This is a genomic window from Kitasatospora sp. NPDC127121 (assembly GCF_042677305.1).
GTDB lineage: Bacteria > Actinomycetota > Actinomycetes > Streptomycetales > Streptomycetaceae > Kitasatospora.
The window spans coordinates 13,009-37,305 of the sequence record NZ_JBHXTQ010000040.1 but is presented as its reverse complement, the minus strand read 5'-3'; the positions used below and the strand labels follow the sequence as shown (position 1 = coordinate 37,305).

The window sequence follows — 24,297 nt, the reverse complement described above, 5'->3', positions numbered from 1 at the left end:
TTCTCACTCCCGCCGAACGCGGAAGCGGTTACCGAAAAGTAGAATCGGCCCTCTTGCCAGCCCCGAACAACCGAAGTGAGGAGCGCCGTGACGGCCATCCAGGAGGCGCAGGAGCGCCCGCGCGGTGCCCGCCTGCCGCGAAGCGCCCGCCGTGAACAACTGCTCGGTGCCGCCCAGGAGGTGTTCGTCGCGCAGGGTTACCACGCGGCCGCCATGGACGACATCGCCGACCGCGCCGGGGTCAGCAAGCCGGTGCTGTACCAGCACTTCCCCGGGAAGCTGGAGCTGTACCTGGCACTGCTGGACAAGCACTGCGACGCCCTGGTCGAGTCGACCCGCGACGCACTGTCGACGACCACCGACAACAAGCTCCGGGTGGCCGCGACGATGGAGGCGTACTTCAACTACGTCTCCAGCGAGTCCGGCGCGTTCCGCCTGGTCTTCGAGTCGGACCTGACCAACGAGCCGGCCGTGCGCGAGCGGGTCGAGCGGGCCTCCGAGGCGAGCGCGACGCTGGTCAGCAAGGTGATCCAGGAGGACACCGACCTGCCCGAGGCGGAGTCCAAGCTGCTCGCCGCCGGGGTCTGCGGCCTGGCCCAGATCACCGCCCGGTACTGGCTGTCGCAGGGCCTGGACATCCCCCGCGACGAGGCGGTGCGGCTGGTCGCCAGCCTGGCCTGGCGCGGGCTGAAGGGCTTCCCGATGCACCCCGTCTCAGAGGGCGGGGAGGCCCTCTAGCAGGGGTGATCCACCGATCTTCGCCGTCGCGGTGATCCCGTGCTCTATGGTGAAGCCGTACGGCGCGGTCGTCGCGAACGCTTGTCCCAGGCGGTCGGGGTGTCCGCGCGTGGAGGCTGCAACCCCGGAGGGACGGAAGCCGTGGAGGTCAAGATCGGCGTGCAGAACACGCCGCGCGAGATCGTGATCGAGAGCACGCAGAGTGCCGATGAGATCCAGAGCGCGATCGCCAAGGCGCTGGAGGGTTCGGAGAAGCTCTTCGCGCTGACCGACGAGCACGGCCGCCGCGTCATCGTCCCGGCCGAGCGCCTGGCGTACGTGGAGATCGGCGAGCAGGCCGCCCGCAAGGTCGGCTTCGGCACCGCCTGAGGCGTCGTCCGAGCTGCTCACCCGGTGCCCCGCTCCCCCAGGGAGCGGGGCACCGTTGCGTGTACGGCCGGGTCGGCCGGGGTACGGCGACAGTGCGGCCGTCGGCGCCGCGCGCCCGTCCCCGGGGAGGCAGTTTTGCTGGTCGAGTCGATCGCCTTCGCCCTCGTCGGCCTGGCCGCGGGCCTGGCCGCACTGCTGGCGCGGCCCGCGTACTTCCGGGCGGCCCGCACCCTGACCCTGGGCACCGCCCTGGCGGCGGCGCTGCTCGGCGGGACGGTGGCGCACTTCTGCCTGGACGGGCGCTACCCGGCGGTGTCGATCGCGGCCGCCGCGCTGGCCTCGGCGGTGCTGACCACGACGCTGGCCCGGCCGGACCTCGCCGCCGGGCGGGCCCCGGCGCACCGGCACCACCCGCACCGGGCCGGTGTCCACCGCACGCGGCGCCACCGGCCGGCCTGACGCCTGGGGCCGGACAGGCCCTAGCTGGCCAAGCCCAGAGCGGCCATCCGCCGGGTGTGCGCCTCGGTGATCCGGTTGAACATCTTGCCGACCTCGACCAGGTCGAAGCCCTGCACCTGGACGCCGCCGACCAGCAGGTTGGACAGCGCGTCCCGCTCGGCGACCACCCGCTGGGCCTGGCTGAGCGCCTCGCCCATCAGCCGTCGGCCCCACAGCGCGAGCCGGCCGCCGGAGCGCGGGTCGGCCTCGATGGCCTGGCGCACCTTGTCCACCGCGAACTGGGCGTGGCCGGTGTCGGACATGACGCCGAGCACCAGGTCGCGGGTGTCGTCGTCGAGCCGGACGGCGACCTCGCGGTAGAAGTCGGTCGCGATGGCGTCGCCGACGTAGGCCTTGACCAGGCCCTCCAGCCAGTCCGAGGGCGCGGTCATCCGGTGGAACAGCTCCAGCGGCTCGACGAACGGGCGCATCGCCTCCTGCGGGTCGGCGCCGATCTCGGCGAGCCGGTCGTGCAGGCGCTGGTAGTGCTGGAACTCGGCGGAGGCCATCCGGGCCAGGGCCGCCTTGTCGGCGAGGTCCGGCGCCAGCTTGGCGTCCTCGGCGAGCCGCTCGAAGGCGCTCAGCTCGCCGTAGGCGAGTGCGCCGAGCAGATCCAGCACCGCCGCCCGGTAGCCGGGGTCGGCCGAGCACGCGGCCCAGTCCCCGATCGAGCCGGCCGCGGCGTCCTGCGTCTCACCATGGGTCTCCATGACCCGCCACCTTAGTCCCGCCGGCCCGGGGGACCCACCCTGGCCGACCGTCGGCCGGTCGCCCGGGTGACCGGCCGGAACACTGCTTCCGGCCCGGGTCGGCAGGGGCAATGTCAGACGCGTCACGTGTTCGAGTCGTCGCCTGACTGTATGGTGGTACGGAGCCCCGTCGTGTTCGCACGGTGTCACCGCCGTCTCGGTGTCCCGCGCAAGCCCGCTCCGAAGCGGCACCGTCCATCCGGACGTGTCCGCACCGGAGCCACGGGTACTCACGTACGCGGATGCCCGGTCGGAGAGCCGATCGGCTCCGACCATGGCTTGGACTTCAAGCCTTGGCACCGCATCAGTGGCCGAGCGAGGGCCGCCGAGACCGCGCCCCCTGGCGAAGGTCCCGCGCAGGTCCCTCATGGGAATCCTCCCCGACGCCGCCGGCGACGCGCCCCGCACAGGGCAGCGCGCACCGGCCGGCCGCAGGGACCGGCGCGGTTGTGCGTCCGCTCAGCTGCATCAGGGCCGCCAGGCCCGTACGCAGCCGTGCGGCTGCCCGCCCGCCGCTCGCTCTCGGCCCCTTTCACACGGAAGAGGCAGCACCCTGTCCACCACCGCTGAACCCATCAAGACGACGTTCCGGGATCTGGGAATCCTCCCGGAGACCGCCGAGGCGCTCGAGTCCGTCGGCATCGTCCACCCCTTCCCCATCCAGGAGATGACCCTCCCGGTCGCGCTGACCGGCCACGACGTCATCGGCCAGGCCAAGACCGGCACCGGCAAGACCCTCGGCTTCGGCCTCCCGCTGATCGAGCGCTGCATCGTGCGCGCCGACGTGGACGCCGGCCGGGCGACCGAGGAGCAGCTCTCCGACGGCCCGCAGGCGCTCATCGTCGTCCCGACCCGCGAGCTCTGCACCCAGGTCACCAACGACCTGCAGACCGCCGGCAAGGTCCGCGACGTGCGCGTCCTGGCCGTCTACGGCGGCCGCGCGTACGAGCCGCAGGTCGAGGCGCTCGCCAAGGGCGTCGACATCGTGGTCGGCACCCCGGGCCGCCTGCTGGACCTGGCCGGGCAGAAGAAGCTGAACCTGTCCAAGGTCCGCTCGCTGGTCCTGGACGAGGCCGATGAGATGCTCGACCTCGGCTTCCTGCCGGACGTCGAGAAGATCATCACCATGCTGCCGGCCAAGCGGCAGACCCTGCTGTTCTCGGCCACCATGCCGGGTCAGGTCATCAGCCTCGCCCGCCGGTACATGAGCCAGCCCACCCACATCCGGGCCGCCGCCCCGGACGACACCGGCACCACCGTCGCCAACATCGAGCAGCACATCTTCCGCGCGCACTCGCTGGACAAGGTCGAGCTCGTCTCGCGCATCCTCCAGGCCGACGGCCGCGGGCTGGCGATGATCTTCTGCCGGACCAAGCGCACCGCCGCCGACGTCGCCGACCAGCTGACCCAGCGCGGCTTCGCGGCCGGCGCCGTCCACGGCGACCTCGGCCAGGGCGCCCGCGAGCAGGCGCTGCGCGCGTTCCGCAACGGCAAGGTCGACGTGCTGGTCTGCACCGACGTCGCCGCCCGCGGCATCGACGTCGAGGGCGTCACGCACGTGGTCAACTACCAGTGCCCCGAGGACGAGAAGACCTACCTGCACCGGATCGGCCGCACCGGCCGGGCCGGCGCCTCGGGCACCGCCGTCACCCTGGTCGACTGGGACGACATCCCGCGCTGGCAGCTGATCAACAAGGCGCTGGAGCTGACCTTCAACGACCCGGAGGAGACCTACTCCACCTCGCCGCACCTGTACGAGCTGCTGAAGATCGCGCCGGGCACCAAGGGTGTGCTGCCGCGTTCGGAGCGGACCCGGGCCGGGCTCGGCGCGGAGGAGGTCGAGGACCTCGGCGAGACCGGCGGGCGCGGTGCGCGCACCGCCCGGGCCAAGGGCCCGCGCAGCGGCGCCGGCCGCACCGGCGCCCCCGAGGCCGCCGTGGCGACCGAGGAGAAGCCGCGCCGCACCCGTGAGCGCCGCCGCACCCGCGGGGGCTCCACGGTCGCCGAGGGCGAGGCCGGGAGCGTCGTCGAGGCCGCCGCGGCCCCGGCCGTCGAGGGCACCGAGGGCGAGGCGGCCCCGCGCCGCCGTCGCCGCCGTTCGCGCGGCGCCGCCGCCGGCGAGGCCGCTGTGGTGGCCGAGGCCGTCGCGGTGACCGAGGCGGCCGTGGCGGCTCCGGTCGCCGAGGCCCCGGCCGAGGTTCCGGCCGCGGTGGCCGTCGTGGCCGCCGCCGAGGCCGTCGTCGAGGCCGTCGTCGAGGAGAAGCCGGCCGCCCGCACCCGGACGCGCACCCGCAAGCCGAAGGCGGAGGCCGTCGAGGCCGTCGTCGAGGCGCCGACCGAGGCACCCGCCGCCGAGGCCGTCGTCGAGACCGCCGTCGCGAAGAAGCCGGCCACCCGGACGCGCACCCGCAAGCCCAAGGCCGAGGCCGTCGAGGCCCCGGCCGAGGCACCCGCCGCCGAGGCCGCCGTCGCGGAGAAGCCGGCCACCCGGACGCGCACCCGCAAGCCCAAGGCCGAGGCCGCGACCGCCCCGGCGGCTCCGGAGGCTGCGGCCGCCGACGCCGCGACCGAGGTACCGGCCCCGCGCAAGCGCACCCGGGCCCGCAAGGCCGCCGCCGCGCCGGAGACCACCCCGGAGAGCTGACGCACCCCGCCCCGGAGGGGGCGGGCCGGGCCCCTGGTGGTCCGGCCCGCCCCCTCCGGCGTTCCGGCGTTCCGGCGCAGGCTGGATAGGGTCGGGGTTACCGGCCAGTCGCCCGCAGGAGAGCAGCCCATGAGCACGCCGCCGTTCCTCACCCTTCCCCGCTGCGCCCGCGCGCTGCGGCTGTCGACCAGCCGCGGCGGGTTCGCCGCGCTGCGGGCCGATCCGGACGGGCCGGTGCGCGGCTCGGCACTGCTGGTGCCGGGCTTCACCGGCAGCAAGGAGGACTTCATCGCCCTGCTGGAGCCGCTGGCGGCGGCGGGCTACCGGGTGACCGCCGTCGACCAGCGCGGCCAGTACGAGACCGGCGGCCCGGACGACCCGGCCGCGTACGCCGTCGAGGCGCTCGGCGCGGACGTCCGGGCGCTCACCGAGGCCGTGGCCGCCGACGGCGGCGGGCCGCCGCACCTGCTGGGGCACTCCTTCGGCGGCCAGGTGGTCCGGGAGGCGGTGCTGGCCGCGGCCGCGGACGGCCCGTCGCCGTGGCGCTCGCTGACCCTGATGTCCACCGGCCCGGGCGCGATCGATCCGGCCGAGGCGGCCCGCACCAAGCTGCTGCTGGACGTGCTGCCGGTCATGAGCCTGGAGGAGATCTGGCAGGTCATGCGGCAGATGGAGGAGGGCAGCGGGGACCAGAAGCAGCGCCCGGAGCCGGCCGTCGCGGAGTTCCTGCACCGCCGCTGGCTGGCCAACGTGCCGCTGTCGCTGAGCGTCACCGGTGGTCATCTGGTCGCCGCGCCGGACCGGGTGGCCGAGCTGGCCGCCGCCACCGCCGGCCTGCCGGTGCTGGTGCTGTCCGGGGTGCGGGACTACGCCTGGCCGGTGCCGGAGCAGACCCGGATGGCGGAGCGCCTGGGGGCCCGCCGGGTGGTCGTCGAGGACGCCGGCCACTCCCCCAACGCCGAACGCCCGGCCGCCACGGCCGGGGCGCTGGCCGCGTTCTGGGCCTGAACCGGGCCGATCCGGAGAGTGGTCTGAACCACTTCTCGAAGTTCGACCGTCTTCAACACAGGACAAAAGTCGTTAGTTACGGTAATCTTTGATTCTGTCCGGGAATCATCGCCGGCCTCCGCGTCGGCGCGAATCAGCCGAAACCTGGACTTCACGGGCGGGCAACGACCCGGAAGCACCACCACGTCACCGTGGTTCACGAGGCACCAGACGCACCGGGCAAGCAGGGGGAGCCCTTGCCGCAGCAGACCGCCGCACGTACGAACCGAGCGATCCGGCCGCACCGCCGGACCCGTAGGACCCCTCAAGGGCTGGTATCCACCCAGCCGCAATCGCCCCGACCGACGGGGCAGGAACAGGAGACGCCCATGACGAAGACCATGCGCTTCGAGATCGTTCGACTGGACGACGCCAACGGCTCCGCCGCCGACCGCCTGATAGCCGACGCCGAGACCGTCCGCGAGTTCGTCCAGGCCGCCGCCCGCACCGGTGAGCGCCTGCTCATCCGCCCGTGCCCGACCGTCTGACCACGCGCGGCGCCTCCGACCGGGAGCCCTCACCCGCCGCCGACGAGCCGGGAGCGTCCGATCCGGACGTTCCGATACCCGACTGACGCCCTGTCACCGCGATCGCCGATGACGGGGCGTCAGTGTGTCCGGGCCCTGCGCCCGTCGACGTTTGCCGCCGCCCGCCACGGGACATCCCCCAACGGGAACCGCCCGTGCCGCGCCGCCCCACCCCGCGCCGAACGGGCCCCGCCACCGACAGGTGCCGCCGAGCCCTCCGTACGGGTGATCGTCCTTGACGCGGCGGTCCGGAGGGAGGAGCGTTGTCGCCTATGAGGGGCGAGCCAAGCTGCCCGAGGTGCGCCGGTCGGGTCCGCGCCCCCGGTCTGTTCTCAGACACCTGGCAGTGCGACCGGCACGGAGCCGTGCACCCGATGCAGCCCGTGCTGCCACCGAGCGTCGAAGCCCTGGGCGTCGCCGTCGCCCGCTCGCAGGTCCCCGTCTGGCTGCCCTGGCCGCTCCCGGTCGGCTGGCTCTACACCGGCATCGCCCACGTCGGCGACGACGTCTCCGGCGCCCGGGCCACCGCCGTCGCCTGCTCCGGACCGGCCCCGCTCGGCGGCTTCGGCGAGCTGGTGCTCGTCGCCGAGGAGCTGGGGGTCGGCCTCGGCGCCCGCTACGCCGGGATGCCCGGGCCCGATCCGGGCGACTCCGTCGGCCTCTACAAGCCCGCCGACGCCAAGCTGCTGGCCGCCGGCCGGCCCACCCCGATGTTCCACATCCCGGACGCCCCGGCCGACCGCGCGGTGTTCGTCGGCGAGGCCCGCGGCCTCTGGCTCTGGGCGGTCGCCTGGCCCGAGCAGTCCGCCCTGGTGATGTACGACGAACTCGTCCTCACCGACCTGCGCGAGGCCGGCGCCGAACTGGACCTGCTCCCCTGCGGGGCCCTCTCCCCCCGCCTGCTGGGATAAGTCCCGTCCGGCCGGGGCCTGGCGCCCTGTCCTATCCTGGGCGGCACCCCGAGCCCCCAGGAGTCCGCCCCGTGCGCATCGACCTGCACGCCCACAGCAACGCCTCCGACGGCACCGACAGCCCGGCCGAGCTGGTCGCGGCGGCCGTGGCCGCGGGCCTCGACGTCGTGGCACTCACCGACCACGACACCGTCGCGGGCCATGCGGAGGCCGCCGGGGCGGTGCGCGCGCTGCCGGCCGGCAGCCGGCTGACCGTCGTCCCGGGCGCCGAACTGTCCTGCGTGGTGGGCGGCGTCAGCATGCACCTGCTGGCGTACCTGTTCGACCCGGACGAGCCGGAGTTCGCGCGCGAGCGGGAGCTGGTGCGCACCGACCGGTTCCGGCGCGGGCGGGCGGTCGTCGAGCGCTGCCGCGAACTCGGCGCGGACATCAGCTGGGAGCAGGTGCAGCGGATCGCCGGGGCCGGCTCGGTCGGGCGCCCGCACATCGCCAGCGCGCTGGTCGAGGCGGGCGTGGTGGCCACCGTCTCGGACGCCTTCACCGCCGAGTGGCTGGCCAACGGCGCCCGGGCGGACGTCCGCAAGCACGAGACCGACCCGATCGAGGCGGTCCGGCTGGTCCGGGCCGCCGGCGGGGTGCCGGTGTTCGCCCACCCCGGCGCGGTCAAGCGCGGGCGGACCGTCCCGGACCAGGTGATCGCCGACCTCGCGGCGGCCGGGCTGGCCGCGCTGGAGGTCGACCACACCGACCACGACGAGGAGACCCGGGTGCGGCTGCGCGGCCTGGCGGGCGAGCTGGGGCTGCTGGTCACCGGCTCCAGCGACTACCACGGCAGCCGCAAGACCGTCCGGCTCGGCGAGCACACCACCGATCCCGCGGTGTACGAGGCCCTGCTGGCGCAGGCCACCGGCACGAAACCGATCGGCGGCTGAGGGCCGCACGCCGGGGTGCGGGGGCGCGGCGGGAGCGCGGGGCCAGGACGGGAGGCCCGCGGCCTGAGCCCCGGTCAGTCCAGCCGGACACCGCGGCGGTCCGGGTCGCGCAGGTCGGCACCCTGGTCCAGCCAGCGCTCCTGGAGCGCGGCCGCGCCGTGCACCCGCTTCCAGCCGGCCTCGTTGGGCGTCATCGGCAGCAGCGGCAGGAAGCGGACCGGGTCGGCCGGCTCGTCCAGCTCCAGGTCCGGCACCAGGCCGCCCGGCTCGGCGGCCAGTACCGAGGTGAACGGCGCGCCGTCCCACAGCGGGGCGCCGAGGTCCAGCGAGCCGCCGGGGGCCACCACCAGCCCCTCGACCTGCGGGGTCGCGGCCAGGGTGGCCAGGCTGCGCAGCACGCTGTCGCGCCCGCCGCGGACGGTCAGCACCAGTTCGGCGCGCGGGCCGCGCAGTTGGTCGGCCACCGGTGCGGTCGGGTCGGCCATCGGCGCGGCGGCCATGCCGAGCGTCGCGTACCGGACCAGGCCGTCGGCGTCCGGGCCGAAGCGCAGCACCTCAATCCGGTCGGTGCCGAGGAAGGTGACCGCGGCGCGGCCGCTCGGCTCGCCGAAGGTGGTGATCAGCCGGGCCTCGACGGCGGCCAGCACCGCCTCCCGGGAGAGCGCCGGGGAGCTGCCGCCGTGGGGTTCGCCGAAGAGCGGGAAGTCGTGCGCCATGCCGGTGAGCGTAACCCCCGGGGGCGGGCCGGCCGTGTGCGGGCGGCCTGGGCAAAGCCTCGGGAAAGCCCGGGGCGCCGATGGTCGGTCAGATGTTAGGGTGAGCGACTGGCCACCGGGAATCCTCAGGTTCCCGGGGCGGCGGCACGAAGGAGGTGGTTGCGGTGGATACCGGCCGACCATGCAGTACCGGCAGCTCTACCCGGCCCCGACTTCCCCGTACCCCTCGCCACGCAGGCTGAACCGGCTGATCCAGCCGAGGTAGCCCGGGCAGGCCGGACGCGGACGAACCGGCCGGGAGAGCACCCTCACCCCCCTTCACCGGTGTTCTTCGCCGTCGCACCACGGCCGCCCGCTCCTCCCCCGCCTTCCGACCGGGGGGACCCCTACGCCGCTGTGCGGCGGCTCCTGTTCCAGGGAGCCTGCCATGTCGATGATCAACAGCCTGCGCGCCGCCGTCCGCACCAACCGCCGCCGCTCCGCGGTCGGCGCGTACGACGCCGTCCCGGTGGGCGCCGGCTCGGCGGTCGTCGACTGCGCGGTGTACCAGCACGGCAAGCGCCACGGCGAGACCTGCAGCCCCCGCGAGGCCGCCCGCCGGATCAAGGCCGCACACCAACTCCCGGACGGGGACGGCTCGTTCAGCTGGATCGGGCTGCACGAGCCGACCGAGGCCGAGTTCGAGGGCATCGCCCAGCGCTTCGGCCTGCACCCGCTCGCGGTCGAGGACGCGGTGCACGCGCACCAGCGGCCCAAGGTCGAGCGCTACGACGACGTGCTGTTCGCCGTCTTCAAGACCATCCGCTACGTCGAGCACGACCAGCTCACCCCGACCAGCGAGGTGGTGGAGACCGGCGAGCTGATGGTCTTCGCCGGGCGGGACTTCGTGATCACCGTCCGGCACGGCGGCCACGGCTCGCTGCAGGAGCTGCGGCACCGGCTGGAGGCCGACGCGGACGAGTCCGGACTGCTAGCCAAGGGCCCGTCCGCGGTGCTGCACGCGATCGCCGACCACGTCGTGGACAACTACCTGCTGGTCTCCGAGCGGCTGCAGAACGACGTGGACGAGATCGAGTACGGCGTCTTCTCGGCCAAGGGCGGGCGCAGCGCCGACGTCGGCCGGGTGTACCAACTCAAGCGCGAGGTGCTGGAGTTCAAGCGGGCCGTGGTGCCGCTGCTGCGCCCGATGCAGCAGTTGTCCGAGCCGCTGCAGCGCCTCGTCGACCCGGACATCCAGAAGTACTTCCGGGACGTCGCCGACCACCTGGCCCGGGTCACCGAGCAGGTGCACGGCTTCGACGAACTGCTGAACTCGCTGCTCCAGGCCAACTTGGCGCAGGTCTCGGTGGCGCAGAACGAGGACATGCGCAAGATCACCGCCTGGGCGGCGATCTTCGCCGTGCCCACCATGATCACCGGCGTGTACGGCATGAACTTCGAGTACATGCCCGAGCTGCACCACAAGTACGGCTATCCGATGGTGCTCGGCGCCATCATGCTGATCTGCGTCGGGATGTACCGGGGCTTCCGCCGCAACGGCTGGCTGTAGCCGCCCGCGGCGCCCGCCGACCGCTACCGCCGGCCGCCGCGGGCGACCAGGACCAGGCCCACCAGGATCAGCACCACCGCCGGATACGCCGCCACTGGGGGCCACTGGCCGAGCCACAGGGCGGCGATCAGGGCCGCGCCCGGCGTCTCCAGCAGGATCGCGGTGGAGGTGATCGACGGGCCGAGGCTGCGCACCACGCGGTTGCTCAGCGAGTGGCCGAGCAGTTGGGCGGCGACCATCAGCAGCACGATCTGCCACCACACCCCGGCCGGCCAGCCGGCCAGCGGCGTCCCGGCGACCAGGCAGATCGCCAGCAGGCCCACCGCCGTGGTGGCGTAGCAGACCAGCGTGTACGCGGTGGTGCTGACGGTCCTGCGGACCTCCGCGCCCAGCAGCATGTACCCGGCGGCGGCCAGGCCCGCGCCGAGGGCGAGCGCGTCGCCGAGCAGCGCGCGCGGGGAGAGCGAGAGGTCGACGCCGGTCAGCACCAGCACGCCGGCGAAGGCCACGCCCGTACCGAGCCAGACCATCCGGGGGGCGCGGACGCCGAGCAGTCGCATCAGCAGGATGGTCCACAGCGGGGTGGTGGTGACCAGGGCGGTCGCCGAGGCCACCGAGGTCATCCGCAGGCTGGGCATCCAGAGCGCGAAGTGCACGGCGAGCAGTACGCCCGCCGCGATCGCGAGCAGCAGCGCCCGCCGGCCGATCCCGCGCAGTTCGGCGCGGTGGCGCAGCAGCGCGTACGGGCCGAGGACGCCGACCGACATGACGTTGCGCCAGAACGCGATCGCCAGCGCGGGCGCGGCGGTGGCGCTGATCAGCGGGCCGGACAGCGAGATGCCGGCGATGGAGACGGCGAGCAGCAGCAGGTCGGCGGTGGGGAGCGGGTGCGCCGGCTCGGTGGCGGTGGCGGCTGGTGCGGGTGCGGTCGCGGGCCGGGCGGCGGGCACGGCGCTCCTCTGCTGGTCACGTGGGCTGGGGCGAGGCGGGGCCTGACTGAACCGGGCCGGGGCTGGACCGGGCCGGGCTGGACCAGGCCGGGGCTGGGCGCTCCTACGGTAAGGCCCGTGGCAAGCCGATGGAACTGTCGCCCGACGGCTGAGACAACTCGTGGACGGCGGAGGTCGTACCCTGGGCGCCATGGACCGTACGCCCGCCGCCGCGACCGCCGACGACCTCCTCGACCAGGCCCTGCTGGAGGAGGCCGCGAAGAAGTCCGGCCTCCTCTGGGTCCGCGCGGACGGCCAGGAGCAGGCCCGCCCGCTCTGGCACGCCTGGCACGACGGCGCCGTGGTGGTGGTCGGCGAGGGCGGCGAGCAGCCGCTGCACGGCCTGACCGCCGGATCCGGCGCGGTGGTGACCGTCCGCAGCAAGGACAAGGGCGGCCGGCTGACCGGCTGGAGCGCCCGGGTCTCGGAGCTGGCCCCGGGCGGCGAGGCCTGGCTGGGCGCCGTCGAGGAGCTCAAGGGCAAGCGGCTGAACGCGCCCGACACCGACACCATCACCGACCGCTGGGCCCGCGAGTGCCGGGTGCTGCGCCTGGAGCCCGCCGGAGCGCTGACCGAGCGTCCGGGCGCGATGCCGGACGGCTCGCACGCCGCCCAGCCGATGCCCACCGCGGCCACCACCCGCCGCCCCGTCCCGGCCGGTCTGCCCAAACTGCTGTTCAAGCGCCGCTAAAGATTCACGCCCGGGACTCCTCGGCTGTGTACCGTGCCTCGTCGGGCCGGGCTCGCGACACGCGGGTAGCCTTGCCCGCAGGTGCGCCCCGGCGTACCCGGCACGGCGTCGAACGAGTAGAGGGAGTTCATGGCAGGGCCAGGTACCCGGGTCTTCATCTCCCACCTCTCCGCCCTCGCCGTCTTCGACCCGAACGGCGACCAGGTCGGCCGGGTCCGTGACGTCGTCGTCTCGCTGCGGCTCGGCGGCCGCCCGCCGCGGGTCCTGGGCCTGGTGGTCGAGGTGGTCGGCCGGCGCCGGATCTTCCTGCCGATGACCCGGGTGACCAGCCTGGAGTCCGGCCAGGTGCTCGCCACCGGCGTGATCAACCTGCGGCGCTTCGAGCAGCGCCCGTCCGAGACCCTGGTGCTCGCCGAGCTGCTGGACCGCACCGTCACCTGGTCCAAGACCGGTGAGGACGTCACCGTGCTGGACGTCGGGATGGTGCAGACCCGGATGCGCGAGTGGGAGATCAGCAAGGTCTTCGTCCAGGTCGGCCGGGCCGGCCGGCTGCGCAAGGGCAAGGGCGAGCGGCTCACCCTGGACTGGCAGGACGTCACCGGCTTCACGCTGCCCGAGCAGGACCAGGGCGCCGCCAACCTGCTCGCCACCTTCGACCAGCTGCGCGCCGCCGACCTCGCCAGCGTCATGCACCACCTGTCCGCCAAGCGCCGCGCCGAGGTGGCCGCCGCGCTCGACGACGAGCGGCTCGCCGACGTCCTGGAGGAGCTGCCCGAGGACGACCAGGTCGAGATCATCGGCAAGCTCAAGGACGAACGCGCCGCCGACATCCTGGAGGCGATGGACCCGGACGACGCCGCCGACCTGCTCTCCGAACTGCCCGACGACGAGGCCGAGCGGCTGCTCCAGCTGATGGAGCCGGACGAGGCCGAGCCCGTCCGCCGCCTGCTGTCGTACGAGGAGAACACCGCCGGCGGTCTGATGACCACCGAGCCGGTCGTGCTGGAGCCGGACGCGACCGTGGCCGAGGCGCTCGCCCGCATCCGGGTCTCCGACCACAAGCCCGCGCTCGCCGCGCAGGTGTACGTCTGCCGGCCGCCGAACGAGACCCCGACCGGCAAGTACCTGGGCACCGTGCACTTCCAGCGGCTGCTGCGCGAGCCGCCGTACGTGCTGGTCGGCTCGCTGGTCGACGACGACCTGGACCCGCTGCCGCCGGACACCCCGCTGTCGCTGATCACCAGCTACCTGGCGACCTACAACCTGGTGTCCGCGCCGGTCGTCGACGAGGCCGACCACCTGCTCGGCGCGGTGACCGTCGACGACGTGCTCGACCACCTGCTGCCGGAGGACTGGCGCGAGTCCGTCCTGCACGGCCACGACGACACGGACGGCACGAGGGAAGAGGTGCACGGTGGACGCTGACCGCAAGGGGCGGCGGGACGAGTCCCCCCGCCAACGCATCCAGAGCGAACTGCGGGAACTGCGCCAGCTGCGCGAACTGCGCGGCCGGGAGGGCGGCCGGGAGCGGCGCGCCGAGATCTCCGTGGCCGGCCCGGCCCGCACCCGGCTCGACCAGCCCCGCACCGCCCGGCCCGGGCTGATCTCGCTGCCCGCCTACGACCCGGAGGCGTTCGGCAAGCTCTCCGAACGGATCGCGCGGTTCCTGGGCACCGGCCGCTTCATCGTCTGGATGACGGTGGTGATCATCATCTGGGTGGCCTGGAACACCCTGCTGCCGGAGAACGTGCGCTTCGACAGCTACCCCTTCATCTTCCTCACCCTGGTGCTGTCCCTCCAGGCCTCCTACGCGGCCCCGCTGATCCTGCTCGCGCAGAACCGCCAGGACAACCGGGACCGGGTCAACATGGAGCAGGACCGAGCCCGCAGCGACCGCAACATCGCGGACACCGAGTACCTGACCCGCGAGGTCGCGGCACTGCGGCACGGGCTCGGCGAGGTCGCCACCCGAGACTTCATCCGCTCCGAACTCCAGTCCCTGCTCAAGGAGATCGAGGAGCGCCGGGAGCCCTCCGGGACGCTGTGACCGGCGGCACGCTACCGGCGGGTTAGGGGATCCCCCGAGCGCCGTACCATCAAGGCATGGCCAACGAGACAGAGGTCGCGGCCGGCGTCACGGAGGAGTCCGTACGCCAGGCGCTGGCGACCGTCAACGACCCGGAGATCAACCGCCCGATCACCGAGATCGGCATGGTGAAATCGGTCGGGATCGCCGAGGACGGCGCAGTGCGCGTCGCGGTCTACCTGACCGTCTCCGGCTGCCCGATGCGCGACACCATCGTCACCCGGGTCCGCGAAGCGGTCGGCCGCGTGCCCGGTGTGACCGGCGTCGAGGTCGAGCTCGACGTGATGAGCGACGAGCAGCGCAAGGAGCTCTCCCAGCTGCTGCGCGGCGGCGCCCCCGAGCGGGAGATCCCGTTCGCCAAGCCGGGCACGCTGACCCGGGTCTACGCCGTCGCCTCCGGCAAGGGCGGCGTCGGCAAGTCCTCCGTCACGGTCAACCTGGCCGCCGCGATGGCCGCCGACGGCCTGAAGGTCGCCGTCGTGGACGCCGACATCTACGGCCACAGCGTGCCCCGCATGCTCGGCGTCGAGGGCCGGCCCACCCAGGTCCAGGACATGATCATGCCGCCGCAGTCGCACGGCGTGAAGGTCATCTCGATCGGCATGTTCACCCCGGGCAACGCCCCGGTGGTCTGGCGCGGCCCGATGCTGCACCGCGCGCTCCAGCAGTTCCTCGCCGACGTCTACTGGGGCGACCTGGACGTCCTGCTGCTGGACCTGCCGCCCGGCACCGGCGACATCGCGATCTCGGTGGCCCAGCTGGTTCCCAACGCGGAGATCCTGATCGTCACCACCCCGCAGATGGCCGCCGCCGAGGTGGCCGAGCGGGCCGGCACCATCGCGGTGCAGACCCACCAGAAGATCGTCGGCGTGATCGAGAACATGTCCGGCATGCCGTGCCCGCACTGCGACGAGATGATCGACGTCTTCGGCACCGGCGGCGGCCAGACCGTCGCGGACGCGCTCACCCGCACCGTCGGCGCGACCGTCCCGGTGCTCGGCTCGATCCCGATCGACGTGCGCCTGCGCGAGGGCGGCGACGACGGCCGCCCGGTCGTGCTCGCCGCCCCCGACTCCCCGGCCGGCGCCGCCCTGCGCGCCGTCGCCGGCAAGCTCGGCGGCCGCCAGCGCGGCCTCTCCGGGCTCTCCCTCGGGCTGACCCCGAAGAACAAGTTCTGACGACGCGTCGCCGAAGGGGCCGGGTGGTTCGACCACCCGGCCCCTTCGGCGTGCTCGGCGTCCTCGCGCCCTACGGGCGGGTGTAGGCGGTCAGGTCGGGCGCGGTGGCGAAGCCGGCGCCGTAGGCGCTGACGCCGCGGCCGTAGGCGCCGAGCAGGACGCCGGGGGCCTCGCCGGCGAGCACCCAGCCGTACTCGGACTCGCGGTAGCGGAAGGGCTGCGGCAGGCCGTTCACCGGGAGGCTGAGGGTGGACCAGCCGGGGCCGGCCAGGTCGTCGGCGAGGTCCCACGCGAGGGTGCTCTGCTGGTCCAGCCAGTCCTGGCGCAGCGCGCGGTCGAGCTGGCCGGGCCAGGTCGAGGCGAGCAGGCCCGAGCCTGCCAGCCAGGCGGCGGAGGAGGCGGAGGTCGCCTCCAGGGTGCCGGTGTTGTCGGCGCTGCGGCGGCTGTCCCGGCGGGCCACCGTGACCACGACCGCGAACCTGCGCATGTCGCGCGGCTCGTACTGCCTGGCCGGCTCCTCGCCGTGGCCGAGGCTGCCGTAGTCGACGCTGCCGGGCGCCCCGGCCCGGGGGCCTCCGGCGCCGGCCTGCATCAGGTAGCGGCGGCCGGTCCAGCCGTCGTCCAGGCCGTACCAGGGGAAGTCGGCGGACAGGTAGGGCACCAGCGGGTCCGCCGGGCCGGCCTGTCCGCCGACCACCGGTCCGCCGGCCGTGGCCGTCGTCCCCACCGCCTGACTCGTCGCGTCCATCCCCGGGCCTCCTCAAACACACGTTTGCCTGCCGTGGCGCGCTCCCATCGTGGCGTACCGCGGCGTTCCCGGGAGCCGTTCCTGGTCCGCGACAGCGCGGAATGTGACGGACGGCTCAGCGGGAACAATCAGCACAATAGCGGCGCACACGCCGCCGCCCCGCTCAGCCGGGCGGCCGGGCGGGGCGGTGGCGTGGTCGTACGGGGCGTGACCGGGGGCCGGTCAGGTCGCGTCGGGGTCGAACGGGGGCCGCTCGCCGGGCTGCAACGGCGCCCCGGTGGAGGCCGCCACCGGGGCGGCGGCCTTCTCGAAGCTGACGCTGCCGTTGCGGCCGTTCACCGGCGCCGCCGGCTTGTCGTCCAGGACGGAGCGGATGTCGAGCGAGTCCTTCATCTCCTTGAGGCCCAGCGGGTCCTCTTCGTCGCCCAGGAGCTGCTTGCGGACGAAGGTCTTGGGGTTCAGGTCCTCGAACTCGAAGTCCTTGAACTCGGGGCCCAGCTCGCTGCGGATGTCCTCCTTCGCGTTGTCGGCGAAGGAACGGACCTTCCGGATGAAGCCCATGGTGTCCTGGATCAGCTTCGGGAGCTTGTCGGGGCCGAAGATGATGATCGCCATCACGGCCAGGGTCAGGATCTCCAGCCCGCCTACATCGCTGAACACCTAAGCTCCCTAGCTCGTCGGACGACGGTCCCTACAGGGTAATGGCCATCGGCGGGTCCATGGTCCACGCTGCGATGAAGCCGTGGTAAAGACCTGCCGATGGCCGAGATCGTCGCGACCGGGGCGCGAGCGGCGCTCCAGGCCCGGACAGGGCCTAGCGGGTCTGCTGGCGCAGTGCGGGCAGGCCGCCCGAGTTTCGCTCCGCGGCCGGCGGCGGCGTCGCGTCGCGGGTCGCGGCGACGGGGTGGGCCGGGAAGTCCACCGGGATCTGCGCGGTCATCGGGACCAGGCCCCCGCCGCGGCCCGTGCCGCCGCTGTTGCCGACCGTGCTGACCGGGTTGCCGTGCTGGTCCTCGCTCTGCGCGCTGAGGCCGCCGACCCCGCCGAGCGTGACCGCGGCGACCGAGAAGGCGCCCGCGGCGGCGAAGACGAAGCGGCGCCCGCGCGGCGCGGCGGAGCGTACGGAGGCGGCGGCCTGGCGGGGCCGGGCGGGGCTCTCGGGGCGGGCCGCGGCCTCGGGGCGGCCGTTGCGCCGGCCCATCAGGGGCCGCAGCACCGCGCCGCCGCGCCCGAACGCCCGCGGGTCGACCCCGGGCACCGGGGTGTCGGCGCCGAGCGCGCCCGTGCCGAAGGAGGCGCCAGCGCCGCGGCCGAAGGAGCCGCCGGTGAGCCGGCTGCCGCCGAGCGTGCCGCCGGCCGCGACCCCGCCGCCGGGCAGGTCGTCGTCGTCACCGCGGCTGCCGCGCCCGACGGGCCAGTCGGCGTCCGCCGGATCGTCCGCCGGCAGGGCCCCGACGGCCATCAGCCGGGCCATCAGGCCGGAGGACGGCCCGGGGGTGCCGGTGCGGGTCAGCAGGTGCTTGACGGCCCGGCCCGCGTCGACCTCGGCGAGGCACTGCGGGCAGGTCGCCAGGTGGGCCTGGACGCGATCGCGCGAGTCGTGGCCGAGTTCGCCGTCCAGGAACGCGGAGAGGCGCTCACCGAGGTGGTGCTCCTCGGCGGCCGGCTCGGCGGGGCGCACCGGCACCGCGCGCAGCGCCGTCTCGCCCGGCAGCGGGAGCGCGGGCAGGACGGGCTCGCCCGGTTCGTCGCCGCCGCGGCGGCCGGGCAGGGCCCAGCCCCGCCTGGCCGCCGACCGGCCGGACGGGTCCGGCTGGCCCGGCCCGGACCGGCCGGTTCCGCTCACGATCGCCTCCGTCCGCGCACACCCGGCGCGAGCGCGCCCTCGACGGCGGCGCCGACCGGCACCGGCTCCTCCGAGCCGCCGCGGCGCTCGCGCCCGGGGGCCGAGCCGGGGGCACGGTGCTTGAGCGCGGCGCGCAGGTGCGAGCGGCCGCGGTGGATGCGGCTGCGGACGGTGCCGAGCTTGACGCCCAGCGTGGCGGCGATCTCCTCGTAGGACAGCCCCTCGATGTCGCAGAGCACCACGGCGGCGCGGAACTCCGGGGCGAGGGTGTCCAGGGCGTGCTGCACGTCGGCGTCGAAGTGGGTGTCGCTGAAGTGCTGGGCCGGGCTGGGCTCGCGGGAGGCGAGCCGCTCGGCCGCGTCCTCGCCGAGCGCGTCGAAGCGGATGCGCTGGCGGCGGCGGACCATGTCCAGGAACAGGTTGGTGGTGATCCGGTGCAGCCAGCCCTCGAACGTGCCGGGGGTGTAGGTGGACAGCGAACGGAACACCCGGACGAAGACCTCCTGGGTGAGGTCCTCGGCGTCGTGCTGGTTGCCCGTCAGGCGGTACGCGAGGCGGTAGACCCGGGCGCTGTGCGCCTCGACGATCTCCTCCCAGGAGGGCGGAGTCCAGGTCTGCGCGTCGGGGCCCTCGGTGAAGGTCGCGAGGGCGGGGGCCTCGGTGGTACCGGCGGCCGGCGTTGCGGCGGCGGGCTGGTCCAGGTCGGAGTGCGCAGGCTGGTTCATCACGGGCTTCGGCGTACGGGCCGACGCGGTGCAGCGGGAGTGCCGCCGCACGGGGACGTCGCCCTCGGCCACACCTCCTCGGTCGGCTCTTCTGCCCAGCAGGGCCACCACCATATCCACCTCACCCGTCAAGCCCGGATAAAAGTGCCCGGGAGGTCTCCCGTACCCGGTCCTTCGTGACAACGGCCCGCCGCCGTACGCGGTTCCCGGTCGGCCAGTAATCTGTGCCAGGAAATATCGACTTCCCTCGGCACCGGGCCGTAACCCGGGGCTCCGAAAGAGGCAGCCATCAGCGAGTTCGGGCCCGAGCGTGTGGCCCTCGCCGACACCTACGTCGGCGAGGACGCGGTGCTGACCTACGCCCGGGCGCAGTCCGCGCGCACCGGGATACGGGCGATCGGGCCCAGCGGCGGGGCGTGCCTGCGGCTGCTGGCCGCGGCACTGGACGCCAAGGCGGTGGCCGAGATCGGCACCGGGACGGGCGTCTCCGGGGTCTACCTGCTGCGCGGCATGCGGCCGGACGGCGTGCTCACCACGGTGGACTCCGAACCGGTGCGCCAGCAGCTGGCCCGCGAGGCGTACCACGCGGCCGGATTCGCGGCCAACCGCTCGCGGTTCATACCGGGCCGGGCGCTGGAGGTGCTGCCCCGGCTCGCCGACGGCCAGTACGACCTGGTGTTCTGCGACGGCGACCCGGCCGAGTCCCGGGAGTACCTGCTGGAGTCGCTGCGGCTGCTGCGGCCGGGCGGGATGGTCTGCTTCGAGGGGGTGTTCCAGGAGGGCCGGCTGGCCGAGCCGGAGCTGCAGGACCCCCAGACGGGCGCGGTGCGCGACCTGGTCCGGGACGTCCGGGAGAGCGAGGCGCTGCTGCCGGCGCTGCTGCCGGTCTCGGACGGGCTGCTCTGCGCCATCAAACGGTAGGACCGTCGAGCGGCAGGGCCGTCAGGCAGTGGGACCGTCAGGTGGCGGTCCCGCCGCCTCAGGCCGCGGCCGCCGGGCGCCTGACGCGCCGGGCCCTTGAACGCCGCAGGGCCCCAAACGCCGCGGGGCCCGGGCCGACATGACGTCGTACCCGGGCCCGGCAGCACATCTCCAGGAGATGACGAGCACCCGCTGCGGTCAGCCGCAGGCCTTCTTCAGGGCCTCGCCGAGGGCGTCGGCCTCGTCAGGTGTGAGCTCCACCACAAGGCGTCCGCCGCCTTCGAGCGGAACGCGCATGATGATGCCCCGTCCCTCTTTGGTGACTTCGAGCGGGCCGTCACCCGTCCGCGGCTTCATGGCCGCCATGCTCGTTCCCCTTCCTGCAACCGCTCAGCTACGCACCGGCAGTCCGTCCACCGCCGGTATCGAACGCATTGATCGGAAGCCATTATCCCGCATGCCACGGGCTGATGACCAACATCACTCTCGGTGCAACATCGGCCGGACCGCCCCCAAGCGCCGCAATTGCCGTCATAAGCCCCGGCGTGGCGGCGGTGCGCGGGCCGTCGAAAGGTGCGATACCTCACACTCCCCACCCGGCCGTCCGCTCCGGCATCCTGGCACTCGACCGACACCGAGCCGACCACCGGGGAGCCCTCGCCCATGTCCGATTCCGTGCTGTACGAGCTGGACGGCGGCCTGGCCGTCATCACCATCAACCGCCCGGAGGCGATGAACGCCCTCGACGTAGCGACCAAGATCGCACTGCGGGACGCCGTGGCCGCCGCGGCCGCGGACCCGGCGGCGCGGGCGGTGCTGCTGACCGGGGCCGGCGAGCGCGCGTTCTGCGTCGGGCAGGACCTGAACGAGCACCTGACGATGCTGAAGCGGGCCGACGAGACCGGCGAGGGCGCGCTGCGCACCGTCGCCGAGCACTACAACCCGCTGGTGCGGGCGCTGGCCGGGATGCGCAAGCCGACCGTCGCCGCGGTCGGCGGGGTGGCGGCCGGCGCGGGCGCCTCGCTGGCCTTCGCCTGCGACTTCCGGGTCCTCTCCGACCGGGCCGGCTTCAACACCGCCTTCGCCGGGATCGCCCTGACCGCCGACTCGGGCGCCTCCTGGACGCTGCCCCGGCTGGTCGGGCACGCCAGGGCCACGGAGCTGCTGATGCTGCCCCGGACGGTCAAGGCCGCCGAGGCGCTGGAGCTGGGCCTGGCCACCAGGGTGGTGCCGGCCGAGGAGCTCGCCGCCACCGCGCGGGCCTTCGCCCAGGAGCTGGCCGCAGGCCCCACGGTGGCCTACGGCGCCATCAAGGAGTCGCTGGCGTACGGCGCCTCGCACTCGCTGGACGAACTGCTCGACAAGGAGGACGAGCTGCAGACCCTGGCCGGCGAGAGCGAGGACCACCGGATCGCGGTCCGCGCCTTCATCGCCAAGGAGAAGCCGCAGTACCTGGGCCGCTAGGGCGGGTCCCAGGGTTTCCTGCCCGACCGGTCAGACCGGGCGCGCGGTGCGGACGTGGCAGTCCGCCAGGTGGTCGTCGACCAGGCCGCAGGCCTGCATCAGGGCGTAGGCGGTGGTCGGGCCGACGAAGCGGAAGCCCTCCTTCTTCAGGGCCTTCGCGAGCGCGGTCGACTCGGGCGTGACGGCCGGCACCTCCCCCATCGTGCGGGGGGCCGGCCGGTCCGGGGCTCCGGCGAACTGCCAGATCAGCGCGTCCAGCCCGCCGTCCAGGTCGCGGGCGACCCGGGCGTTGGCGATGGCGGCCTGGATCTTGGCCCGGTTGCGGATGATGCCGGTGTCGGCGAGCAGCCGCTCCACGTCCGCCTCGCCGAACTCGGCGACCTCGGCGATCCCGAAGCCGGCGAACGCGGCCCGGAAGCCCTCCCGGCGGCGCAGGATGGTCAGCCAGGACAGCCCGGACTGGAACGCCTCCAGGCAGACCCGCTCGAACAGGGCGTCGTCGCCGTGCACCGGACGGCCCCACTCGGTGTCGTGGTAGGCCCGGTAGTCGTCGGTCGACTCGCCCCAGGCGCAGCGGCGCAGGCCGTCCGCGCCGAGCACCGCGCCCTCGGTGAGGGCGGTCACCGGTCGTTCACCGGTTTCGCGTCCTCGGGCCGCTCCTGCTCGGGCCGCTCCTTGGTGAGCGCGACGGCCGGCTCGACCACCTTCGCGAACTCCTCCAGGCCGGGCAGCGGTTCGGCGCCGGCGTCCGGGCCGTCGGTCGCCTCGACCGCGCCGCGCAGGTGGCCGGCGGCCTCCAGTTCGGCGATCCGCGAGTCGCGGTAGGCGAGTTCGGCGCCGAGGCGGTCCAGGACGTCGTCGACCTCGTCCATCCGGTAGCCGCGGACGGCCATCGGCAGCCGCAGGTCGTCGACGTCCGCCTTGCTCAGCGGACGGTCCTGCGGCAGCCGGGCCGCGAGGCGGTCCTGCACCGCCTCCGGCATCGAGCCGCCCCCGCCGAGCGCCACCAGCGCGGCGCCGCCGACCACCACGGCCATGGCGACCACGATCACCCAGAACACGAGCTGTCCTCCCGAACTCCCGGCCGGCCTGCTGCGAAGTGCCCCCGACCAAACTGATCATGACAGCATGGTCCCTGTGAGGCCGGGGGCCATCATCGCACCCGCAGCAGCTGTGGAGGAGACATCGGTGGCACTGCGCCTGGGACCGCGGGAATTCGGTGACGACGAGCTGGTGATCATGGCGATCGTCAACCGGACGCCGGACTCGTTCTTCGACAAGGGGGCGACCTTCGCGGACGAGGCCGCGTTCGCCGCCGCCGACCGCGCGATGGCCGAGGGCGCGGCGATCCTGGACATCGGCGGGGTGAAGGCCGGGCCCGGTGACGAGGTCACGGTGGAGGAGGAACTGCGGCGCACCGTGCCCTTCGTCGCCGAGTTGCGCAAGCGCCACCCGGAGGCCGTGATCAGCGTCGACACCTGGCGGCACGAGGTCGGCGAGGCCGTCTGCGAGGTGGGCGCCGACCTGCTGAACGACGCCTGGGGCGGGGTGGACCCGAAGCTCGCCGAGGTGGCCGCGCGCCACGACGTCGGGCTGGTCTGCACGCACGCGGGCGGCGCCGAGCCGCGCACCCGGCCGCACCGGGTCGGCTACCAGGACGTGATGGCGGACATCCTGCGGGTGACCGTCGGGCTGGCCGAGCGGGCGGTGGAGCTGGGCGTGCGGCGGGACGCGGTGATCATCGACCCGGGGCACGACTTCGGCAAGAACACCCGGCACTCGCTGGAGGCCACCCGGCGGCTGCCGGAGATGACCGCGACCGGCTTCCCGGTGCTGGTCTCGCTGTCCAACAAGGACTTCGTCGGCGAGACGCTGGACCGGCCGGTGAACGAGCGGCTGCTCGGCACCCTGGCCACCACCGCGGTCTCGGCCTGGCTGGGCGCACAGGTCTACCGGGTCCACCAGGTCGCGGAGACCCGCCAGGTGCTGGACATGGTCGCCTCGATCCGGGGCACCCGCCCCCCGGCGGTCGCCCGCCGGGGGCTGGCGTAGGCGGCCCGGAGGGCCCGGGGCCTAAATCTGGTTGGTCGGCCGGCGGGTGTCGGCGAGGATCTTCATGACCTCGTCGATCTCGTCGGTGATGTGGAACAGCTCCAGGTCGTGCGGGGCCGCCTTGCCCTGCGCGACCAGGGTGTTCTTCAGCCACTCGTAGAGGCCGCCCCAGTACGCGCTGCCGAAGAGGATCACCGGGAAGCGGGTGACCTTCTTCGTCTGCACCAGGGTGAGCGCCTCGAACAGCTCGTCCAGCGTGCCGAGCCCGCCGGGCAGGACCACGAAACCCTGGGCGTACTTCACGAACATCGTCTTGCGGACGAAGAAGTAACGGAAGTTCAGCCCGAGGTCGACGAACTCGTTGAGGCCCTGCTCGAAGGGCAGCTCGATGCCGAGGCCGACGCTGAGGCCGCCGGCCTCGGAGGCGCCGCGGTTGGCGGCCTCCATGGCACCCGGGCCGCCGCCGGTGATCACCGCGTAGCCGGCCTCGGCGAGGGCCCGGCCGATGGCCACGCCGGCCTCGTACTCGGGCGAGTCGGCCGGGGTCCGGGCGGAGCCGAAGACGCTGATCGCGGGCGGGAGTTCGGCGAGGGCGCCGAAGCCCTCGACGAACTCGGAGGTGATCCGCAGCACCCGCCACGGATCGGTGTGCAGCCAGTCGGTCGGGCCGGTGGTGTCCAGCAGCCGCTGGTCCGTGGTGCTCGTGCCGACCTGGTCCCGGCGCACCAGCACCGGGCCCTTCTGCTTCTCGGGCCAGGCCTTCTTCTTCCGCGGCACGCCGACCTGCTCGGGGCCGTGTCCGTAGTGCTTCTCGTCTCCTGTGCCTGTCATGACGAAACCCTACGTCCGGTGATCCCGGTTTTCAGGCAACAGGGGAAGGTCGGTTGGGCGACCGGAAGATGGCGCTCAGCCGATGA

The 24,297-nt window shown here is 74.0% G+C and carries 26 protein-coding genes and 1 pseudogene; 16 read left to right on the top strand and 11 right to left on the bottom strand.

All coding sequences use genetic code 11. The features are described 5' to 3' along the window. Nucleotides 1-87: 87 nt before the first annotated feature. From ACFVHI_RS20740 to ACFVHI_RS20730, 3 genes are all read left to right on the top strand, one after another. Nucleotides 88-738, top strand: coding sequence for a TetR/AcrR family transcriptional regulator (locus tag ACFVHI_RS20740; RefSeq protein WP_063347918.1), 651 nt, complete (start codon nt 88-90; stop codon nt 736-738). A 141-nt stretch (nt 739-879) separates the two neighbouring features. After that, nucleotides 880-1,107, top strand: a complete 228-nt coding sequence (locus ACFVHI_RS20735; RefSeq protein WP_063347919.1) for a DUF3107 domain-containing protein — start codon at nt 880-882, stop codon at nt 1,105-1,107. Nucleotides 1,108-1,242: 135 nt separating this feature from the next. Continuing rightward, nucleotides 1,243-1,566 carry a hypothetical protein gene (locus ACFVHI_RS20730; protein WP_363372586.1) on the top strand — a complete coding sequence of 108 codons (324 nt, stop codon included), beginning with the start codon at nt 1,243-1,245 and terminating at the stop codon, nt 1,564-1,566. A gap of 20 nt (nt 1,567-1,586) precedes the next feature. Here the strand turns inward: ACFVHI_RS20730 and ACFVHI_RS20725 are convergent, their stop codons facing one another. Then, nucleotides 1,587-2,315 carry a ferritin-like fold-containing protein gene (locus tag ACFVHI_RS20725; protein WP_063347921.1) on the bottom strand — a complete coding sequence of 243 codons (729 nt, stop codon included), beginning with the start codon at nt 2,313-2,315 and terminating at the stop codon, nt 1,587-1,589. A gap of 706 nt (nt 2,316-3,021) precedes the next feature. On the opposite strand from ACFVHI_RS20725, the pseudogene ACFVHI_RS20720 reads away from it, so the two are divergent. The 5 genes and pseudogenes from ACFVHI_RS20720 to ACFVHI_RS20700 all read left to right on the top strand — a co-directional run. Then, nucleotides 3,022-4,995, top strand: a pseudogene (locus ACFVHI_RS20720) (DEAD/DEAH box helicase); the annotation flags it as partial. A gap of 132 nt (nt 4,996-5,127) precedes the next feature. Continuing rightward, complete coding sequence (locus ACFVHI_RS20715) at nt 5,128-6,006, top strand: alpha/beta fold hydrolase (RefSeq protein ID WP_380341398.1); 879 nt, start codon at nt 5,128-5,130, stop codon at nt 6,004-6,006. Between the two features lie 368 nt (nt 6,007-6,374). Then, the gene (locus tag ACFVHI_RS20710; protein WP_159398440.1) at nt 6,375-6,533 is read left to right on the top strand and encodes a hypothetical protein; all 159 of its coding nucleotides are present in this window, start codon (nt 6,375-6,377) and stop codon (nt 6,531-6,533) included. A 311-nt stretch (nt 6,534-6,844) separates the two neighbouring features. After that, nucleotides 6,845-7,483 (top strand): DUF6758 family protein, encoded by a 639-nt coding sequence (locus ACFVHI_RS20705; protein ID WP_063347923.1) that lies wholly within the window; start codon nt 6,845-6,847, stop codon nt 7,481-7,483. Nucleotides 7,484-7,554: 71 nt separating this feature from the next. Beyond that, nucleotides 7,555-8,415: a PHP domain-containing protein gene (locus ACFVHI_RS20700; protein WP_380341396.1), complete on the top strand. Its 861-nt coding sequence runs from the start codon at nt 7,555-7,557 to the stop codon at nt 8,413-8,415. A 74-nt stretch (nt 8,416-8,489) separates the two neighbouring features. Here ACFVHI_RS20700 and ACFVHI_RS20695 read toward each other — a convergent pair whose 3' ends face one another. After that, on the bottom strand, nt 8,490-9,131 hold the full coding sequence (locus tag ACFVHI_RS20695) for a suppressor of fused domain protein (RefSeq protein ID WP_079135643.1): 642 nt from the start codon (nt 9,129-9,131) through the stop codon (nt 8,490-8,492). 427 nt (nt 9,132-9,558) lie between these two features. Here ACFVHI_RS20695 and corA point away from each other — a divergent pair, with 427 nt between their 5' ends. Then, nucleotides 9,559-10,680, top strand: a complete 1,122-nt coding sequence (gene corA, locus ACFVHI_RS20690; protein ID WP_063347925.1) for a magnesium/cobalt transporter CorA — start codon at nt 9,559-9,561, stop codon at nt 10,678-10,680. Between the two features lie 23 nt (nt 10,681-10,703). Here the strand turns inward: corA and ACFVHI_RS20685 are convergent, their stop codons facing one another. Next, nucleotides 10,704-11,630 carry a DMT family transporter gene (locus ACFVHI_RS20685; protein ID WP_380341393.1) on the bottom strand — a complete coding sequence of 309 codons (927 nt, stop codon included), beginning with the start codon at nt 11,628-11,630 and terminating at the stop codon, nt 10,704-10,706. A 190-nt stretch (nt 11,631-11,820) separates the two neighbouring features. Here ACFVHI_RS20685 and ACFVHI_RS20680 point away from each other — a divergent pair, with 190 nt between their 5' ends. The 4 genes from ACFVHI_RS20680 to ACFVHI_RS20665 all read left to right on the top strand — a co-directional run bounded on the left by ACFVHI_RS20680 (nt 11,821) and on the right by ACFVHI_RS20665 (nt 15,624). Further along, nucleotides 11,821-12,360, top strand: a complete 540-nt coding sequence (locus tag ACFVHI_RS20680; RefSeq protein WP_063347927.1) for a hypothetical protein — start codon at nt 11,821-11,823, stop codon at nt 12,358-12,360. Nucleotides 12,361-12,489: 129 nt separating this feature from the next. Then, nucleotides 12,490-13,785, top strand: a complete 1,296-nt coding sequence (locus tag ACFVHI_RS20675; RefSeq protein ID WP_380341390.1) for a magnesium transporter MgtE N-terminal domain-containing protein — start codon at nt 12,490-12,492, stop codon at nt 13,783-13,785. 49 nt (nt 13,786-13,834) lie between these two features. Next, a complete protein-coding gene (locus ACFVHI_RS20670) occupies nt 13,835-14,407 on the top strand; it encodes a DUF1003 domain-containing protein (protein WP_079136259.1) in 573 nt (190 codons plus the stop codon). A gap of 56 nt (nt 14,408-14,463) precedes the next feature. Then, nucleotides 14,464-15,624: an Mrp/NBP35 family ATP-binding protein gene (locus ACFVHI_RS20665; protein ID WP_063347929.1), complete on the top strand. Its 1,161-nt coding sequence runs from the start codon at nt 14,464-14,466 to the stop codon at nt 15,622-15,624. A gap of 70 nt (nt 15,625-15,694) precedes the next feature. Here ACFVHI_RS20665 and ACFVHI_RS20660 read toward each other — a convergent pair whose 3' ends face one another. From ACFVHI_RS20660 to sigE, 4 genes are all read right to left on the bottom strand, one after another. Further along, the gene (locus ACFVHI_RS20660; RefSeq protein WP_063347930.1) at nt 15,695-16,372 is read right to left on the bottom strand and encodes a hypothetical protein; all 678 of its coding nucleotides are present in this window, start codon (nt 16,370-16,372) and stop codon (nt 15,695-15,697) included. Between the two features lie 222 nt (nt 16,373-16,594). Beyond that, nucleotides 16,595-17,032 (bottom strand): sec-independent translocase, encoded by a 438-nt coding sequence (locus tag ACFVHI_RS20655; protein ID WP_063347931.1) that lies wholly within the window; start codon nt 17,030-17,032, stop codon nt 16,595-16,597. A 154-nt stretch (nt 17,033-17,186) separates the two neighbouring features. Continuing rightward, nucleotides 17,187-18,218: a zf-HC2 domain-containing protein gene (locus tag ACFVHI_RS20650; protein ID WP_380341385.1), complete on the bottom strand. Its 1,032-nt coding sequence runs from the start codon at nt 18,216-18,218 to the stop codon at nt 17,187-17,189. Then, nucleotides 18,215-18,943, bottom strand: a complete 729-nt coding sequence (gene sigE / locus ACFVHI_RS20645; RefSeq protein ID WP_063351160.1) for an RNA polymerase sigma factor SigE — start codon at nt 18,941-18,943, stop codon at nt 18,215-18,217. The genes ACFVHI_RS20650 and sigE overlap by 4 nt, the downstream gene beginning before the upstream one ends. 312 nt (nt 18,944-19,255) lie before the next feature. Between sigE and ACFVHI_RS20640 the strand changes: the two genes are divergently transcribed. After that, the gene (locus tag ACFVHI_RS20640; protein ID WP_244293377.1) at nt 19,256-19,864 is read left to right on the top strand and encodes an O-methyltransferase; all 609 of its coding nucleotides are present in this window, start codon (nt 19,256-19,258) and stop codon (nt 19,862-19,864) included. Between the two features lie 198 nt (nt 19,865-20,062). Here the strand turns inward: ACFVHI_RS20640 and ACFVHI_RS20635 are convergent, their stop codons facing one another. Continuing rightward, nucleotides 20,063-20,230: a DUF3117 domain-containing protein gene (locus ACFVHI_RS20635; RefSeq protein ID WP_014137929.1), complete on the bottom strand. Its 168-nt coding sequence runs from the start codon at nt 20,228-20,230 to the stop codon at nt 20,063-20,065. Between the two features lie 297 nt (nt 20,231-20,527). Here ACFVHI_RS20635 and ACFVHI_RS20630 point away from each other — a divergent pair, with 297 nt between their 5' ends. Further along, nucleotides 20,528-21,328 (top strand): enoyl-CoA hydratase-related protein, encoded by an 801-nt coding sequence (locus ACFVHI_RS20630; RefSeq protein ID WP_063347934.1) that lies wholly within the window; start codon nt 20,528-20,530, stop codon nt 21,326-21,328. A gap of 30 nt (nt 21,329-21,358) precedes the next feature. On the opposite strand, the gene ACFVHI_RS20625 is transcribed toward ACFVHI_RS20630, so the two are convergent. Further along, on the bottom strand, nt 21,359-21,952 hold the full coding sequence (locus ACFVHI_RS20625; protein WP_363372569.1) for a DNA-3-methyladenine glycosylase I: 594 nt from the start codon (nt 21,950-21,952) through the stop codon (nt 21,359-21,361). Next, nucleotides 21,949-22,389 carry a DivIVA domain-containing protein gene (locus ACFVHI_RS20620; RefSeq protein ID WP_063347936.1) on the bottom strand — a complete coding sequence of 147 codons (441 nt, stop codon included), beginning with the start codon at nt 22,387-22,389 and terminating at the stop codon, nt 21,949-21,951. Before ACFVHI_RS20620 ends, ACFVHI_RS20625 begins: the two co-directional genes overlap by 4 nt. A gap of 178 nt (nt 22,390-22,567) precedes the next feature. Between ACFVHI_RS20620 and folP the strand changes: the two genes are divergently transcribed. Then, nucleotides 22,568-23,380 (top strand): dihydropteroate synthase, encoded by an 813-nt coding sequence (gene folP, locus ACFVHI_RS20615; RefSeq protein WP_063351161.1) that lies wholly within the window; start codon nt 22,568-22,570, stop codon nt 23,378-23,380. Nucleotides 23,381-23,401: 21 nt separating this feature from the next. Here the strand turns inward: folP and ACFVHI_RS20610 are convergent, their stop codons facing one another. Next, nucleotides 23,402-24,211, bottom strand: coding sequence for a TIGR00730 family Rossman fold protein (locus ACFVHI_RS20610; protein ID WP_063347937.1), 810 nt, complete (start codon nt 24,209-24,211; stop codon nt 23,402-23,404). Nucleotides 24,212-24,297 lie beyond the last annotated feature (86 nt).